This is a genomic window from Cryobacterium sp. 10I5, from assembly GCF_035019865.1.
In the GTDB taxonomy this organism is placed as follows: Bacteria; Actinomycetota; Actinomycetes; order Actinomycetales; family Microbacteriaceae; genus Cryobacterium; species Cryobacterium breve_A.
The window spans coordinates 1-13,486 of record NZ_JASJVI010000046.1 but is presented as its reverse complement, the minus strand read 5'-3'; the positions used below and the strand labels follow the sequence as shown (position 1 = coordinate 13,486).

Sequence of the window (13,486 nt, the reverse complement as noted above, 5' to 3'; positions counted from 1 at the left end):
TCATGCCGAGGATCTCGTGGAACAGGCTTCGGTGAATAGGGACGGTCGGCTCAGTGACGAGCAGTCACATACCCAGGAAGCCTTCTTGTTCGGCGACGTCCAGCGCGGCGAATCGGTGTTTGATCAGTTCGGCGTATTCCGGTTCGCGTTCGATCGCCAAAGAGTGACCGCCGGCTCGGATGATGCCCTCGGAGATGGCTCCGGATCCAGCGAAGCCATCCAAGTAGGTTTCGCCCGGCATGACGATTAGGCCACAAAGCCAATTCACGAGGTTCATTGGCTTGACAGTGGGGTGCCCACGAACGCCGGCTGGGCGCGGTGATTCTGAGACGTGCGCTCGTGGCGAGTATTTGATTTGAGTGAAGAAGCGGCTGGCTTTCTCCTTGCCAGGAGCATATTTTGTCCGCCCTTGGGCGTCTATCAGTTGTACTTGGCACCCGGGCGTGCAGCAGGTCTCATCGCAGTCTTCGTCGTGCTCTAGAAGTAAGTTTCCGGGCCGGCGTCCGCCGGCCGTCGGCACAGACATCGAACCGAGAACTCGTTTAATTTGGCGGTTTGCGCCGCCGTCGACTGCGCCGTTCCTGCGGCTGCGATTCTCCGAAGCATCTGCCGCTATCAGGGAGGACGACACGTTGTAGCCGCCGGCGTTCCCTGCCGCGATCGCTTCGATCAAGGACTGCCTAGGGGCAAGGTTTCTGGCGATCACGATCGGTTCGAACGCAGGTCGCAGCTGCGTTTCCCAGCCCGCGTATTTCTCGGAAAGCTCATCGGGGGCTGCGAGGCGCCGCAGTTCGGAGTCAATGTGCCGATTGGCGGTAGCGTGGCCGAAGCCCTTCGCCCAGGCGAGCGTGTCAACTACCTGAAGTCCGCTTTCCTCAACTGAAACACTAACGCGGGCAAAAGTTCTCGAATGTCCGAAAATTCCTATCGTGCCGCCGGGCATGATCTTGGACCGGAGCAGACGCCAAAAATCCACGTCGAACGCGATCGCGCTTCGGTCCCAGGCAACTCCGGTCAGTCCAAGGCCGTAGGGCGGGTCGAGGATCGCGCCGGCCAGCGAAGCGTCCGGGATTTCAGTGAGGGCCTCCCTGATATCTGCGACGACGAGCGTCATATTGTCGCGCATGGCATCCATGGATTCAGTTTACGACGGAGCGAGGAAAGGCTTTTCGGTTCTGTCTCGCGGCGTATGGCGACTCCCATACGGGCTATCTGCTTGCGCGAACGTACTCTCACAGAGGCAGATAGCCCGACGCCCTTTGAAGTTGGAATCCTGCCGTTATGCGGCTGTCGTTAGGTTCTCGGCTGACCACGCGCTGGTGACCGCCCAGGACCCCAGCTTTGCCACGGTGAATGGAAGGTCGATGAGTTCCCGGGAGAGGGCTCGGTTCCACGTGCGTTTTGCTTTGACGAAGCGCCAGCCGGCACCGTTCCGTCGAATTGTGACGAATGTGGCGTGAGCGCTGTAACCGTAAGCCCGGGGCAACATCGCGCTGCCGTTGACTACGGTGGTGATTCCTGCGCGTGCCCTGTTCGGTACTCCGAGGACGTCGAGACGATGTTCTACCGCTTCGACGTGCCGAATGACGTCGTAGGCACTGACGGTGCGCTGGGTTGCGCGACCCTCAATGTTGTCGATGGCGTTCTGGAGTTCAGTCTCGGAGCCCGATTCGATTCGGATGAGTTTCGGCATGATGATGTCCTCCTCGTCGCGGTCAGCGGCTCAGGATGTGCTGGACGACGATGTTGGGTTCAATCGCGGCGTCGCGGTACTGGCTGAGCAGACCGCGGTTGAGCACGACAGAGTGCTTGGCAGTTGGGATACCCGCGTCTTCGAGGAGGAGCTGGACCATTGCCGCGTACATCGATTCGGACGGGTTGTAACCAGTATCGATGGTGCTGTCGAGCTGGGGCCTGTCGGGGGAGGGTTCGGGGCCGGCGCGTGCCTCCAGATGGCTTCGATTTCCGCCGAGTAATGGCGCAATGCGCGCACGCCTTCCCTCTCGCGGTCGGAGTTGCCCCAGTTATCGATGAGGTCGTCTGCGGTGTAGTCAGAATCGTTGATGTTCATGGTCTATTCCTTTGGGTGGTCGCGACGGTCGCGAACGTTTTTTCTTGCGTGAATGGTGCGGATTTCACGGCTGGTAACTGCCGCTGTGGAGTGCATGCGCGGTACTCTCTCGCTTCTGGAAGGTACTGAGCCGCACGGGGATGTCCTGGGTCTAGATGACGGGAAAGCCGATTTCCTTGAGGGTGACCACGTACGGCGCCCTCCTGCCCCCTTCCTCGCGCTGGAGCCCTTCGTGGACTTCGAGGAGCATCCGCAGTCCCCAGTCCTGGGTGAGCGTGAGGCTGCGGAGCTTTGTCATCAGCTCTGGGGTGGGCTCGTAAAGGTCGGGGTCGTCCTCCATGGCATCTGCCAGGAGGGTCCCGAACCCGAAAGGTTCGGCCATGCAGCCCTGGTGCATGACGAGCATTCCGGCGGCCTCGTCTGCGGCGAACTGCGGCCCGTTGGAGAGTTCTGCTCGGATGAGTGCGTCGCAGGCGATGATGAATGCGGAGGTGGGGTCCAAGCCGGCCACGTGGCCCAGCGGGGCCGCCCACCCGTCGATGACCTCCCTCCGCCTTTCGGCCTGAGTCGGATATTTCGTAAGGGGAGTGCTGCTCATGATGAGCCTTTCTGATTCTGTTTGGAGTGGAAGCCGGCTTCAAGGTTGAAGCCGCTGGTGAGTGCATGCGCGGTAGTTTTCGTTCTCCGACGCGTTGTCATCAAAAAAACGTGCTCCGAGCCGGCGGCAGCGGTCCTCGTTCGACGGAGCAGTTGCCGCGACTACTGCATGCGCGGCACGTTCGCGGACTTGGCACGTAACTGTTGGCAGGGGCAGACGGCTACGGTGACTCATCGCAAGCCCTCACGCGCACATTTCAGAGTTGCACGCCGTTCGCGCAGTTCTTCGGCCAGCTGATCGCACGCATCCATGCCAGCGACAGCTGCATCACCGACCCGATTGCGGATCTCGACGATCTCTGTGATGGAGCGGTTGAGCTCCACCGCCGGCTCGGTGATCTTGCCGTCCAAGGTGAAGCGTGTTGCGAGCAGAGCGACTACGTCGTTGGCCACCATTCGCAAGGAATGCAGCGCGACATCGGGGTCGCTGTAGCGGCGACCCGGCTCGGCGGGTTCTGCCGGTGCCGGCTCGGGAGCCTCCGTGATGGATTCGATCCTTGCGAACTCAGGTCTCCAGAAAGTCAGGAAATCCGGGAGTGACTGGAACGTGTACTCGACTTCTTCGAATGCGCCGTCAAGGCGTCGCTCTGTAAGCAGAAATGTGTATGGCATGCCAGATGCATGCGCGGTGCACCGAATAGCTCGGAGGCCGAGCTGTCTGGCAGCCAACCGACGTCAGAAACCGATCGGCTACGGGCTCTTGCTGGTGGACAACGCCCTCGATCCAGTGGACCCGCTGGCGAATTGTCCTGGAACTACTGCCGCCACGACCGCTCCGGGGGATAACGAGGCCGCGCATGTGCCGTAAGAGGCACATCGTCCTCACCCCTCCGATTCAAAGGAACACCATGACCGCCACCCTCCGCACAGGCACTGTTCGCCACGCAATCTCGACCGCAGCGACGGGACCCATTAGGCCGGCAGAACCCACCGAGCTGGGCAAGCATGCGGACGCGCTCGGCCAGGTCGATATCCTCATCGACGTTTCTGACCGGGCCGACGCCTGTGTCGTCACCATCGCTGACCGTGTCATCCTCGAGCAGCTGGAGCCCGACCGGGAGCCGCTCCTCGGCCTGGGCGTCTCACTGGTCAAGGGCGGCTTCCAGGACACTTCGGGTCCCGGGCGCTGCCCGACCATCGGCCGGAACAACGCCGTGCTCCTGGTCCGCGGAGTGGACCGTGCTGTTGCGCTGGCCGAGGGGTATGACGGCTGCGGCGTGTTCAAGTCGACGATGACCGATTTCTGGGTGGCGGCCGCTGCACGGCGGCACGCGAACGCTCCCCTCCGTTGAAGGAGCGCGGCGCTCGGAGGTGCGCGAACATTCGATACGGGCGCTGCTCGAGGTTAGATGGCTGGGGCACCACATCTGCGCGGCGGCCAGTCTGCATGCCGGATTCCGATACTCGGACCCGATGTACGTAAAACATCGTCGACATTGAAGGCAAGTCTTCTGCCTCCGATCTTGGAACCGCCGCGAAGGATTCCGAGAAACCTCATGCATCGGAGCGGCAGCCAGCCCCGTGCGCTCACTGGCTCCCGTGTGGCACACTCACGTCCATCAGACCGCGTCCGTCAAATGACGTACACATGCCGCGCATGCTCCTATCGACTTACGTCGTGTGACGGGATTCTCCATCGAAGTGTCCTGTTGTCATTTCCTAAAGATGGCGGGATACTGCCTCCCCAAGTATGCGGTGGGACCAGGTCGGCCTACGATGCGCTCCACCAAGAACGAGTCCGTTGCCGACAGCAGAGGGCCGGCGATTGCGCCTAAAACGGGAACGGCACCCGCGACGGTTGTTAGGACGAACCGGATCGCCTTGCCGAGCGGCGAGCCAATTGAAAGAGCCATCTGTTTGCGGACCGAAAGGAATTCGTGGGCAATCTCATCGTCAGAACGTTTGTCCAGGTCTTTCAGCCAGGTTCGAAACTCCGCGCATTCACCAGAATTTCGATATCGCAGGAGTCGATCGACATTGACACGAAGGCTGCCGGTGCGGTCGGTGGGCGAAACGTGTCCGAGGGTAACGACTCTGCCGAACCGAGCCTCGACTGCCCGGGCATTGTGATCACTCGCTAGGAATGAGAGTTTCAGATTCAGGAGCACTGCATCATCGTCCTTGAATCCCGTGAGCGCCTCGAAGCTCCTCATGAGCTGAACACGTTGATTCAGGCCTGCGACCGCGAGCACTCCTCGCTCGACGACCTTGTGTTCGACTTCTTCGGAGAATCCGTGTATACGGCCAAAGTTCGTCGTGATGCGGAACTCACCGTCCCCGTCTAGTGGGAACGCCTGGTAGTCGAAGGAGGCTCCCGGATCGATATGGGTCTGCATTAAGGCTGACCTCCGGATCGCCTGCTCGACGATGACATCTCCTCGTAGGACATTGGCGATTACGTCACCCAAGCCCACCTGTGACGCATCTTGCGGGTACTCGAGCATCCGACTCCGGAGGGCCATTTTGAGCTTTGAGGTCTCTGCCCGTCCAACACCCGCGGCGTCAACTTCTTTCAGGGACTTCGCCACGTACTCGTCCCGGTATGGCTGTCCCTTCGCGAGTTGGACGTTTACGAGGTGGAACGACCCCAAAGGAAGGATGCCCCTGCGCCTGGTGGTCTCTTGAATGTTGTTAGTTTGACCCGTCTGTCCGGTGGTGGCTACGTCGCAGATAAACACCAGTGCACCGGCGTAAATCAGCTTGAGAAGGCCAGCGGTCCCAAAGGCAGAAACGAGCGCGGGAATCTCTTTAAGACTGTGAGACTCCACATAACAGACGTCGAACAGAACCAAACGATTGATCAGTGCTTCCACGTCGACCTCAGCGATAGTGCCATCGCTTCGCATCGTCGAAATGGGACCGAAATGCCGCGACTGAATGTCCATGCCCAATCTTGGCAGAGTGCTGTCAGCTGGTTGAATGCCACGGCGAACCGGTACCGTAAGCAACCAAGACGGACCGGCCGGGAGCCGGGGTCCACATGTATGCGTCGGTGTCCCGGTCGAAAGTGTCAACGTGTACGACACGCTGTAGCCATCATGCGCAGCGGCCAGTCAGGGGGCACATCGATCGGCTAGGAGAGCGTCACGGTTCCAATGCAAAGGCTGGCCGGGCCGATCGGGCGTATGAACCCCCTGTCGCCAGGACGGCCGCGGGGCTGACCTCCGGGAAGTGCGATGATCTCCGTGATATTCACGGTGGCCGCCCGTGAGCGCCGGCGGTGCAGAGTTGGTCCAGTAAAGGTGAACGGCCGGTCGCGGTACTGAGCAGGAGGTACCGCGACCGGCCGTTCAGGACCGGCGGCACACCGAGGGAGGGGTGTGTGCAACCGGCGGGTAGTCGGTGGCGCGGATTAATCCGCGCCTGTTCCGACTGGCTGGGGTCATCCTCGTGCGGGCGTGCGGACCGGGGTGCGGTCATGACCCGGGGTGGCGGTCGGCGTTCGTCGGATGCGAAGCAGATGGGGAGTGCGTCGTTCCTGTCGCGGCAAAGGTGAACGCCGACCCTGGTTCGACGAACTGTACGAGCTAACGTTTTGACCTAGAGGCCCGACGCAGCCGGTATGGTTTGTCTCGATGACGCGGGTCAGGATCTGCACCTCGCTGGCAGCGTCGCCGAGACTCTCGTGCACCTATGCCACCCTCCGCGTTCGCAGGAGTGCGTTGTGACGATGCGTTCGGATCGCGGTCACGCCGATGGAAAAACCGTTTGCCGCGAGTGCGTCCCGAATGGCCATCACCGGCGTGCCGGGATCGGCCAGGTGAGCCCGAAGTTGAGCTGCGGACCTTGCATCGATCGTGCCGAGGTAGGTGTTGATTTTGGTGACGGTTGCAACCGTGGACCGGGTGGTTTGGGGAATGAATTCATACATCGAGCTGCTCCCTCCAGAGCCGAATACACGTCTGTCGGAACCTGTTTGGTGCGCGTTTCCCGTGTACTTCTCTATATGCGCGAGGATCATGAAAAGTGCAGGGTTCTTTGATTGTTGCCATCGATTCTCGGATCTTCTAGTACCCCTCGGCGTATTTTTCGCGCACGGCGAGTATCGCCCACAAGCAATGGAGATATGGCACCTGTATTTCCTCCCGTCATTTCAATGCCCCTCTGCGGCAGACAACTTCAGTGTCACGTGCTTTGGCCGGATCACACCGCAGTGCTCGGCCAGGGGGTGGCGGTGTGTCGATACCGGCGTCGCAGTGGTGCAGGCCGAGCGTGCGCTCCGCTCCGTCGGTCATCGCGAGTCCTCGCGGTGACGATGTGGAAAGCTTCGCCGGTCTTGCGCGCTGGGCGTGCCGAGAGGGACTCCGTCTCGGCTCAACGTTCCCCCGTCATCCTTTCACTCGATGCACGGCCAACTGGCGCGCGCAGACAACTGGCGAAGTTGACGATGCCATCACTCGCAACCTGTTCGGCGCGCACTTGATCTGTCATCCATCCGGATCAGAGGACACACGCCGCCGCCCATTTAATGGGCAGCTGCCGCAGGCCCAACAGAATCAATTCGTTGACCGCCGCGGTCATCTGTTCGTTCTGCGGCGAGGGTGTGCACAAAGAGGATCCCGGGCGCCGCAGGCTGCCCTGTCCATGCGTGCGCCGAGCCCGGTTGCGTCACGTGAGATTATGACAAGCGGGTACGTTCGTCCGTTGGAACCGCTGACTCCTCCGAGGCCGTGGGCGGCCTTCTCATCGATCTATCCCACAAGCGATGCGTGCTGACCGCGGTGCCGTGTGGGCGCCTAGGGCGGCCCTGGGCCGGTAAGCGGGGTCTACGAGTCGACGGCGGTCTGCACTGCCGCGGTCTACGTTTCGAGGAACGTGCGGAGGTGGGGTGCGGTCTCGGCCAGAGCCGTGAGTGCTCGGCCAAGGCGATACTACACACCGCCCACAGTCAAGCCTCGCGCGAGCGCCAACTCGCGCATAGTGGACATCGGGTACCCGTCCAAACCGAAATGCTCGCCGAGAATCGTCCGCTGGTCGCGCGTGAGCCGCGACAGTCCAACCAAGATTTGCTTCTTCATATCGGCAGCCACTGCCAGCTCCTCTGGACCTGGTTCAGTGCTGGGCGCCAGGTCCTGCAACAACAGGGAATCCGCCCGGCCGGCGATCGCCGCATTCAAGGATGTGGGCCGCGGGATTGGGAGCCCGCGACGGTTGAGATCTCTGCGCTGATCGCGGCCGGCTAAGTCTTGGGGCATGCCGGCGCGGGCAACAGCCTCACCGTGCATGGCGTGCGACCTTCGCAGGTAGGTGCCGAGGGGTACGCCCAGGGCGGGGTCGTAGGTGCCGATGGCCTCGAGGCATCTCAGGTATGCCTCAGCCGACCGATCCTCTGAGGCTTGCGCGTTCGGCGAGGTTCGAGTGGACTCGCGTTCGATGAGAGGCATGTAAGCGACGATTACGGCGTTGCGCGCTGACAGTGCAGAAAGACGCTCGTCGCGTGTGGCCTCGGGGGAGCGACCCGCCACCATCTTAACGATGAGGCGCGTGTGCTCCGCGGGGGCGAGCTTGACCCCGTAGGGTGCCGGCGCGACCGCGCGGACCGTCGGCTTGGTCTGGATACTGGCGTTGGTGTCCACTTGGTTTCCTCACATATGACGGACCGGGATCGGCGGAGCTGGTGCTCACTGAGGTAGTGGTGGGATGCGCAGCCAAAACGCAACACCGCCACGAAGACTGCGCGTATATGAGTACGCACATGCGTGAACGCGAGGGATAGCCGTGCGGGACAGTCGTGCGGGACAGCCGTCGGCTTCTATTGGCCAGGCTTTGACCACGCTGCCCAGCGATTGGCCAGCGATTGGCCAGACAGTCTTCCGCTGAAACAAAGGGATGTAGAGGCATTAAGAGATATATGGACAGAAATATGTAAAGAGATAGGCATCTCTGAGCATTTCTTTCTGCCTGTACCTCTACGGCTGTACCTCAACGGCTCTATCTCTTAGCCTTTCTCTCCTATTTTCGGGTTCCGGCCATTCGACCTCTAACACCCTTGCATCCCTGTCACAGCGCGGAACACTTTCTGGGCAGGCTCCGGCCAATGCTGGCCATTCGGCCATTTCTCCTGAGTCCCTGGCCAGAGGATCGAAATTCTTGGGCTCCTCTGGTTGCGTTTCAGACGCCACTATCACCACTACTCCTCGAGCAGATCAGCTCCCGGTCTCAACCGGTACCAAGCACAAGCCCGAGGGGCACTAATTGACCACCATCAACCTGAACAAGGGCGCCTGGCTCGCGCACCACGCCGCCGTCTATGCACGGCATGCGGAGGCTTTTCCGGCGGGATCCGTAATCAGCGTCTGTGCGCGTAGCGCCGGATCCAGCGTCTTCCGTACCGCCGGCTTCGCTGCTCCCGGTGACGCCGAGGCCGCCTGGAAGCTCATCGAGCGTGAGGCAGCCCAGGGGGGCGATACCTGGGTGTCGGTGGGGGTAATCGATGGGTCCGTCGCTGCTGCCGGCGGCCGCGGCAAGAAAGCGGACGTTCTCGGGATGGTGGCGCTGGTCGTCGACGTGGACACGGACGATGGCGAGCACCGGGTATCCAACAACCCCTCGCGTGCGGAGGTCACTGAGTGGCTCACCGAGATTCCGGCGCCCACGGTCTCTGTCGATTCCTCCGGTGGTTTCCACTGGTGGTTTGCTCTGGACACGCCCGTGGACCCGCGCACCGTCGAAGGCGCTGAGCTCATCGCCCGCCATAGGGCGTTCTGGCTGGCCTTCGGTGCCCGCCGTGGCCGTAACATCGACGCTGGACCGCTGCACACTCTCAGCCAGGTTCTCCGCCCTGCCGGCACAGTCAACGCCAAGGGCGCCGAACTCAAGCCCGTCACCCTGGTCACAGCCGGCGGTCCTGTCTACAGCCACCAGGACTTGCTCAGCATCTACCCGCCGCTCCCTGTCAAGGCTCCTGTCGCTGTCTGTAACCGTGCCTTCGCCCGCTCAGCCACTCTTTCCTCCCCGCGCGATCCAAACGCAGCCCCGCGCCTGGGCGATCTGTTCGCCGTTGGGTTCCCCGTCGACTCCTTCTTGCAGGAGGTCTTCGGCGCCGACCTTAGAGGGAATGGCGTATCCATGCCGGATAGGGCAGGTGACACGGCGGACCGCGACTCGGGCCGGTTTTTCGAAACGGCCGATGTCCAGCGCGTAACATTTTTCAGCTCCACTGCTCAGGCAGGATTTGGACTTGAAGATGACGCGCACTCACATAGCAGCTTTGACGTCCTCGCTCACACCGTCGGCGGTTACAAGGAAGCCTCCGCTCTTCTCCGGCCGTTTGCCGGAGAGTGGTTCAACGCCGACCTGGTTGACGCTGTGATCGCCGCAATGCTCCCGCGCGTTGCTGACGCGTTCGGTGTTGTAAAGCCTGTCACTTCCGATGCACCAGTCCCAGCGCCCGCACATGCTTCGGACGAGTCCATCCCGTACTCGGACGTGCCGCCGCCCGATTTGGACTTCGACTTCGAAGGGCCGGTCGTAGTTGTGCAGGAGGCAGCGCCGCGTGTTGTCTACCCGGCCACCGCGGCCGGTGACCAGAGCGCTGTTGACGCTCTCCTGGCCACTCGCGAACCTTCAATGCAGGGGACGCGATCAGCAGCCATCGTCGCCACCGACGAGTCCGAAGTCCGCACCACACCAACTCCACCGCGGACAGTAGAGAAGGTGAAGCTCACCGTCGCGCGGGCGATCGAGACACGGACGCCCTCGACATTCAAGCTCTCAAACCATGTCGAGGTTCGCCTCTGGGACGCAGGCCACGGCGTGTACGAAATGGTCAAGACCGTTGATGATGAGGGCATCGAGACGTGGAAGGCCCGTCAGATCTGCGATTGGGTCCCGTGGCGCTCCATGGTGGTGTCTCGTGCTTCGCTCAAGAACGGATTTCCGGTTGAGAACGGCGAGAAGATGGTCACTGTCACTATCGCCCGGTCCGACGAAGTTGTTCGGTCCGCGCCAGGCTTCACCCCCGAGGATGCGACTAACCCGGCCGCGGTTGTCCAGCGCCTCGATATGGGAGTAGCTCTGCCGATCGGCAGCACCAAGAAAGAGCACCTGGCGAACGTTCTCCGGGAGCTCGGTTCCGATGACGCCTCCACCCGGATCCAGGAGCTGACGACCATGGGGTGGCTGGTTGGCGAGCCCGGCGTCCGTACCGGCGTCACCTACGCTGCGCCTGGCGGCTCTGTCAATGGTTGTGGCCGGGTGCAAGATATTTCGGTCGGCGTTCCCGCGAAGTCCGACGTCGACTCGTTGACTCCGACCCATTTTGCCCACGGATGGCGGGCGATCGCCACGACCTCGGAGGAGCTGCGAGAGGGCGCCCAGGCGCTGGCGGAGTTCATCAAGCTCAGCCCGAACGTCGAAGCACCCGTAGCGCTGGCCGGGTTCGGAATGATGGCAAGCGCCCCGCTCAGCCTCAGCCGTCGTGCCACCCTCATGGTCGCGAGCCCGCCGGATATGGGCAAGACGCTGCTGTTGAGCGCGATGCAGTCATTCCTCACGCCGGCGTGGCGTGCGGGGTGGACCGGCGGCACGCTGATCTCCTCGTCAGCCTCAGGCTGCGGCGTCCTCTCCTCGTACCTGGCCTCGGCCACCGGCTTCTGGGATGACTACCGCGTCCCGGAGATCCCTGCCGACGCCGCCAGGGTGAAGGGTGCGCTGGCTCGAGTGCTGCAGGCCTCCTACACGGCGGTCTCCGGAGAGGCAAAGGGCACGCAGAACGGCGGACTTCGCGGATCGTCGGATGCGTCCACAACCTCGATCGTCTCCGGAGAGGCACTCAGCGAGGAACAGGGGATCGCCTCACGCGTTGTCTCCATCTCCCTGGAAGCGGGCCGGGCCGACATCGCCATGCTGCCGATGGGTACATCTCCAATCGACGAATGGCGGAAGAAACGCCAGGATGCTGCAAACCGGCTCTTCGGCGCTTACATCTCCTACCTGGCCCGCCAGATCGACAAACTCCCTCGCGGACTTTCGGACTGGACAACGGCGAACGATGAGCTCAAGGCAACACTGATGCCGAAGACCGGCGGCCGGTCGGCCGAGACCGCAGTCGTCATTGCGACCGGCTGGTCGCGGTTCCTGGACTTCGCGGCTGAGGCGGGGATCGAAGATCTGCTGCCGACGATGGCCGACGTGAACGTCGTCGTGTCTCGCCTGGCTGAGACCTCGGGGGAGCGGGCGCGCAACACGAACCCTGCGAGCACTCTGGTCCGGGCAGTTCGTGACGCGATCGCCGGCGGGTCTGTATATCTCGAGCTCGCCAACGGCGGTGTCCCGGTGCTGGAACAAGCCCGCAGTCTTGGCTGGACCATCAGACCTGACCGCATCGGGACTCTCGAAACGGTGCCGTCAAGAATGGCTGCCGGGCTGATCTCGATGGACGGAAAGTATGTCCTCCTCTACGGTGCCGCGCTTAAAGACCTCAAGCGTTTCACTGCCGTCGCCGCTGTTCCGATGGGCCAGGTCGATGGGGGTTTCGCTTCGGTCGTCGTAGCGGGAACCGAACCGGGCGGGAAGAGCCCGGTGCCACTGGGACTGAACCGCAAGCGCGGGTATGTCGTAGCCGCCGACCTGCTTGACCTGCCAGGCACACCGCTCATGGCCATGCAGGGCCCAGCGGACCAGCAGAACTACTAGGCGCCTCTTCGAACGGCCCGTCGACTTTCCCCGTCGGCGGGCCGTTTTTGCTGTGCCGCATGCCTATGGATTGGGTCCTGAGCGCCCATCCGTGCCAAAAACTTGACGCCATCTCACCCCAGTTCAGGGGTGATTTCTGATTTTGACCTGTTTTTGCCTGTTTTGAGGCCATTTCGGCGCGGTTGAGCGCCCCCTTTGTCGCATGTCTCCCTCCTGACGCCACAGGGAGGCACAAATTGTCAAAACAGATTCTTACCGCGGAGCACGCAGCGGAACTGGCCGTACGAATCCAGGCAGCCGGGCCATTCGAAACGGCGAAGATGCGGTCAGCGCGCGAAGACCGCAACAGCGCGCGTGTCGATGGTGGCCGTGAGGAGGAACCAGCGATTCCACCGGCGGCGTGGGGGCTTGCTGCTTTCGCCGAAGGCGCAGTGAAGAAGGCCGGCGCACGTTGGGCGGCCGCCAACCCTCAGCTGGTCTGGGACGACCTTCTGCAGGTTGGCCGCATGGGAGCGGCCGCGGCGGCCTTGACGTTCAACCCGTCTAAGGGTGCTTTCGTCGCCTACGCCAAGAACGACATCAACGGCGCCATTCGCTCCTACGCATCTGAGATGCACGAAAACGTCTGTATCCCCTCTGACCTGGTGAGCTCAACCCAGCGTGGCTCCGACGCCCAGAAAGCCGCCGCCGGGGCGTGGTCCAATACGGCCTCGTTAGATACAGATGACGCCGACAGCGTGCCTCTCCGTGAGCGCATCGGAGCGCCGGAGCCGACGCTCTCCATCGAGGAGAAGCAGGCGATCCGCGCAACAGTCAAAACCCTGAGCCAGGTGTCCCAGCGTGTGCTCGCCTTGGTCATCGATGCCGATATGACCTCTGCCGCCGCCGCTAAGGTCCTCCTTACCTCAGAGCAGGCCGTCCGCGCAAATCTCAAGCGCGCCCTTGCCGCCCTCGCACCCCTTTTAAAAGAGCTGCTCGGCTGACGTTGCGTTTTGGAAGCCCCTCACTCCACTACTAACTGAGGAGGCGAGGCGCCTCCAGAAGATGGCGCGTCGCCTCATCGGGTAGCGCTGTTCTGATAACCCGGTAGCGCTCTTCTGCCTAAGTGGTAGCGGCCCGGAC

General features: G+C 62.2%; 12 protein-coding genes. 3 read left to right on the top strand and 9 right to left on the bottom strand.

Features of this window, described 5'->3' with window-relative positions; all coding sequences use genetic code 11:
• Positions 1–64: 64 nt before the first annotated feature.
• From QN350_RS12230 to QN350_RS12210, 5 genes are all read right to left on the bottom strand, one after another.
• Positions 65–1,135, bottom strand: coding sequence for a DNA methyltransferase (locus tag QN350_RS12230; RefSeq protein ID WP_322137480.1), 1,071 nt, complete (start codon positions 1,133–1,135; stop codon positions 65–67).
• Positions 1,136–1,279: 144 nt separating this feature from the next.
• A complete protein-coding gene (locus tag QN350_RS12225; RefSeq protein ID WP_322137479.1) occupies positions 1,280–1,693 on the bottom strand; it encodes a hypothetical protein in 414 nt (137 codons plus the stop codon).
• A gap of 22 nt (positions 1,694–1,715) precedes the next feature.
• A complete protein-coding gene (locus QN350_RS12220) occupies positions 1,716–1,853 on the bottom strand; it encodes a hypothetical protein (protein WP_322137478.1) in 138 nt (45 codons plus the stop codon).
• A 369-nt stretch (positions 1,854–2,222) separates the two neighbouring features.
• Entirely contained in the window at positions 2,223–2,669 is a 447-nt protein-coding gene (locus QN350_RS12215; protein ID WP_322137477.1) for a hypothetical protein, read from the bottom strand.
• Between the two features lie 230 nt (positions 2,670–2,899).
• On the bottom strand, positions 2,900–3,340 hold the full coding sequence (locus tag QN350_RS12210) for a hypothetical protein (protein ID WP_322137476.1): 441 nt from the start codon (positions 3,338–3,340) through the stop codon (positions 2,900–2,902).
• A gap of 236 nt (positions 3,341–3,576) precedes the next feature.
• Here QN350_RS12210 and QN350_RS12205 point away from each other — a divergent pair, with 236 nt between their 5' ends.
• Positions 3,577–4,020 carry a hypothetical protein gene (locus QN350_RS12205; RefSeq protein ID WP_322137475.1) on the top strand — a complete coding sequence of 148 codons (444 nt, stop codon included), beginning with the start codon at positions 3,577–3,579 and terminating at the stop codon, positions 4,018–4,020.
• Between the two features lie 360 nt (positions 4,021–4,380).
• Here QN350_RS12205 and QN350_RS12200 read toward each other — a convergent pair whose 3' ends face one another.
• The 4 genes from QN350_RS12200 to QN350_RS12185 form a co-directional block, all read right to left on the bottom strand.
• On the bottom strand, positions 4,381–5,613 hold the full coding sequence (locus QN350_RS12200; RefSeq protein WP_322137474.1) for a hypothetical protein: 1,233 nt from the start codon (positions 5,611–5,613) through the stop codon (positions 4,381–4,383).
• 746 nt (positions 5,614–6,359) lie between these two features.
• A complete protein-coding gene (locus tag QN350_RS12195) occupies positions 6,360–6,599 on the bottom strand; it encodes a hypothetical protein (RefSeq protein WP_322137473.1) in 240 nt (79 codons plus the stop codon).
• A gap of 1,000 nt (positions 6,600–7,599) precedes the next feature.
• On the bottom strand, positions 7,600–8,304 hold the full coding sequence (locus QN350_RS12190) for a hypothetical protein (protein ID WP_323516471.1): 705 nt from the start codon (positions 8,302–8,304) through the stop codon (positions 7,600–7,602).
• 583 nt (positions 8,305–8,887) lie between these two features.
• Complete coding sequence (locus tag QN350_RS12185) at positions 8,888–9,259, bottom strand: hypothetical protein (protein WP_323503061.1); 372 nt, start codon at positions 9,257–9,259, stop codon at positions 8,888–8,890.
• Between the two features lie 336 nt (positions 9,260–9,595).
• Between QN350_RS12185 and QN350_RS12180 the strand changes: the two genes are divergently transcribed.
• The gene (locus tag QN350_RS12180; RefSeq protein WP_323516469.1) at positions 9,596–12,364 is read left to right on the top strand and encodes a hypothetical protein; all 2,769 of its coding nucleotides are present in this window, start codon (positions 9,596–9,598) and stop codon (positions 12,362–12,364) included.
• 236 nt (positions 12,365–12,600) lie between these two features.
• On the top strand, positions 12,601–13,347 hold the full coding sequence (locus QN350_RS12175) for a hypothetical protein (protein ID WP_322137469.1): 747 nt from the start codon (positions 12,601–12,603) through the stop codon (positions 13,345–13,347).
• Positions 13,348–13,486 lie beyond the last annotated feature (139 nt).

Coding starts and splice junctions, on each gene's coding strand:
- QN350_RS12230 (WP_322137480.1), bottom strand. CDS start 1,135: ATGGATGCCATGCGCGACAATATGACGCTCGTCGTCGCAGATATCAGG.
- QN350_RS12225 (WP_322137479.1), bottom strand. CDS start 1,693: ATGCCGAAACTCATCCGAATCGAATCGGGCTCCGAGACTGAACTCCAG.
- QN350_RS12220 (WP_322137478.1), bottom strand. CDS start 1,853: ATGGTCCAGCTCCTCCTCGAAGACGCGGGTATCCCAACTGCCAAGCAC.
- QN350_RS12215 (WP_322137477.1), bottom strand. CDS start 2,669: ATGAGCAGCACTCCCCTTACGAAATATCCGACTCAGGCCGAAAGGCGG.
- QN350_RS12210 (WP_322137476.1), bottom strand. CDS start 3,340: ATGCCATACACATTTCTGCTTACAGAGCGACGCCTTGACGGCGCATTC.
- QN350_RS12205 (WP_322137475.1), top strand. CDS start 3,577: ATGACCGCCACCCTCCGCACAGGCACTGTTCGCCACGCAATCTCGACC.
- QN350_RS12200 (WP_322137474.1), bottom strand. CDS start 5,613: ATGGACATTCAGTCGCGGCATTTCGGTCCCATTTCGACGATGCGAAGC.
- QN350_RS12195 (WP_322137473.1), bottom strand. CDS start 6,599: ATGTATGAATTCATTCCCCAAACCACCCGGTCCACGGTTGCAACCGTC.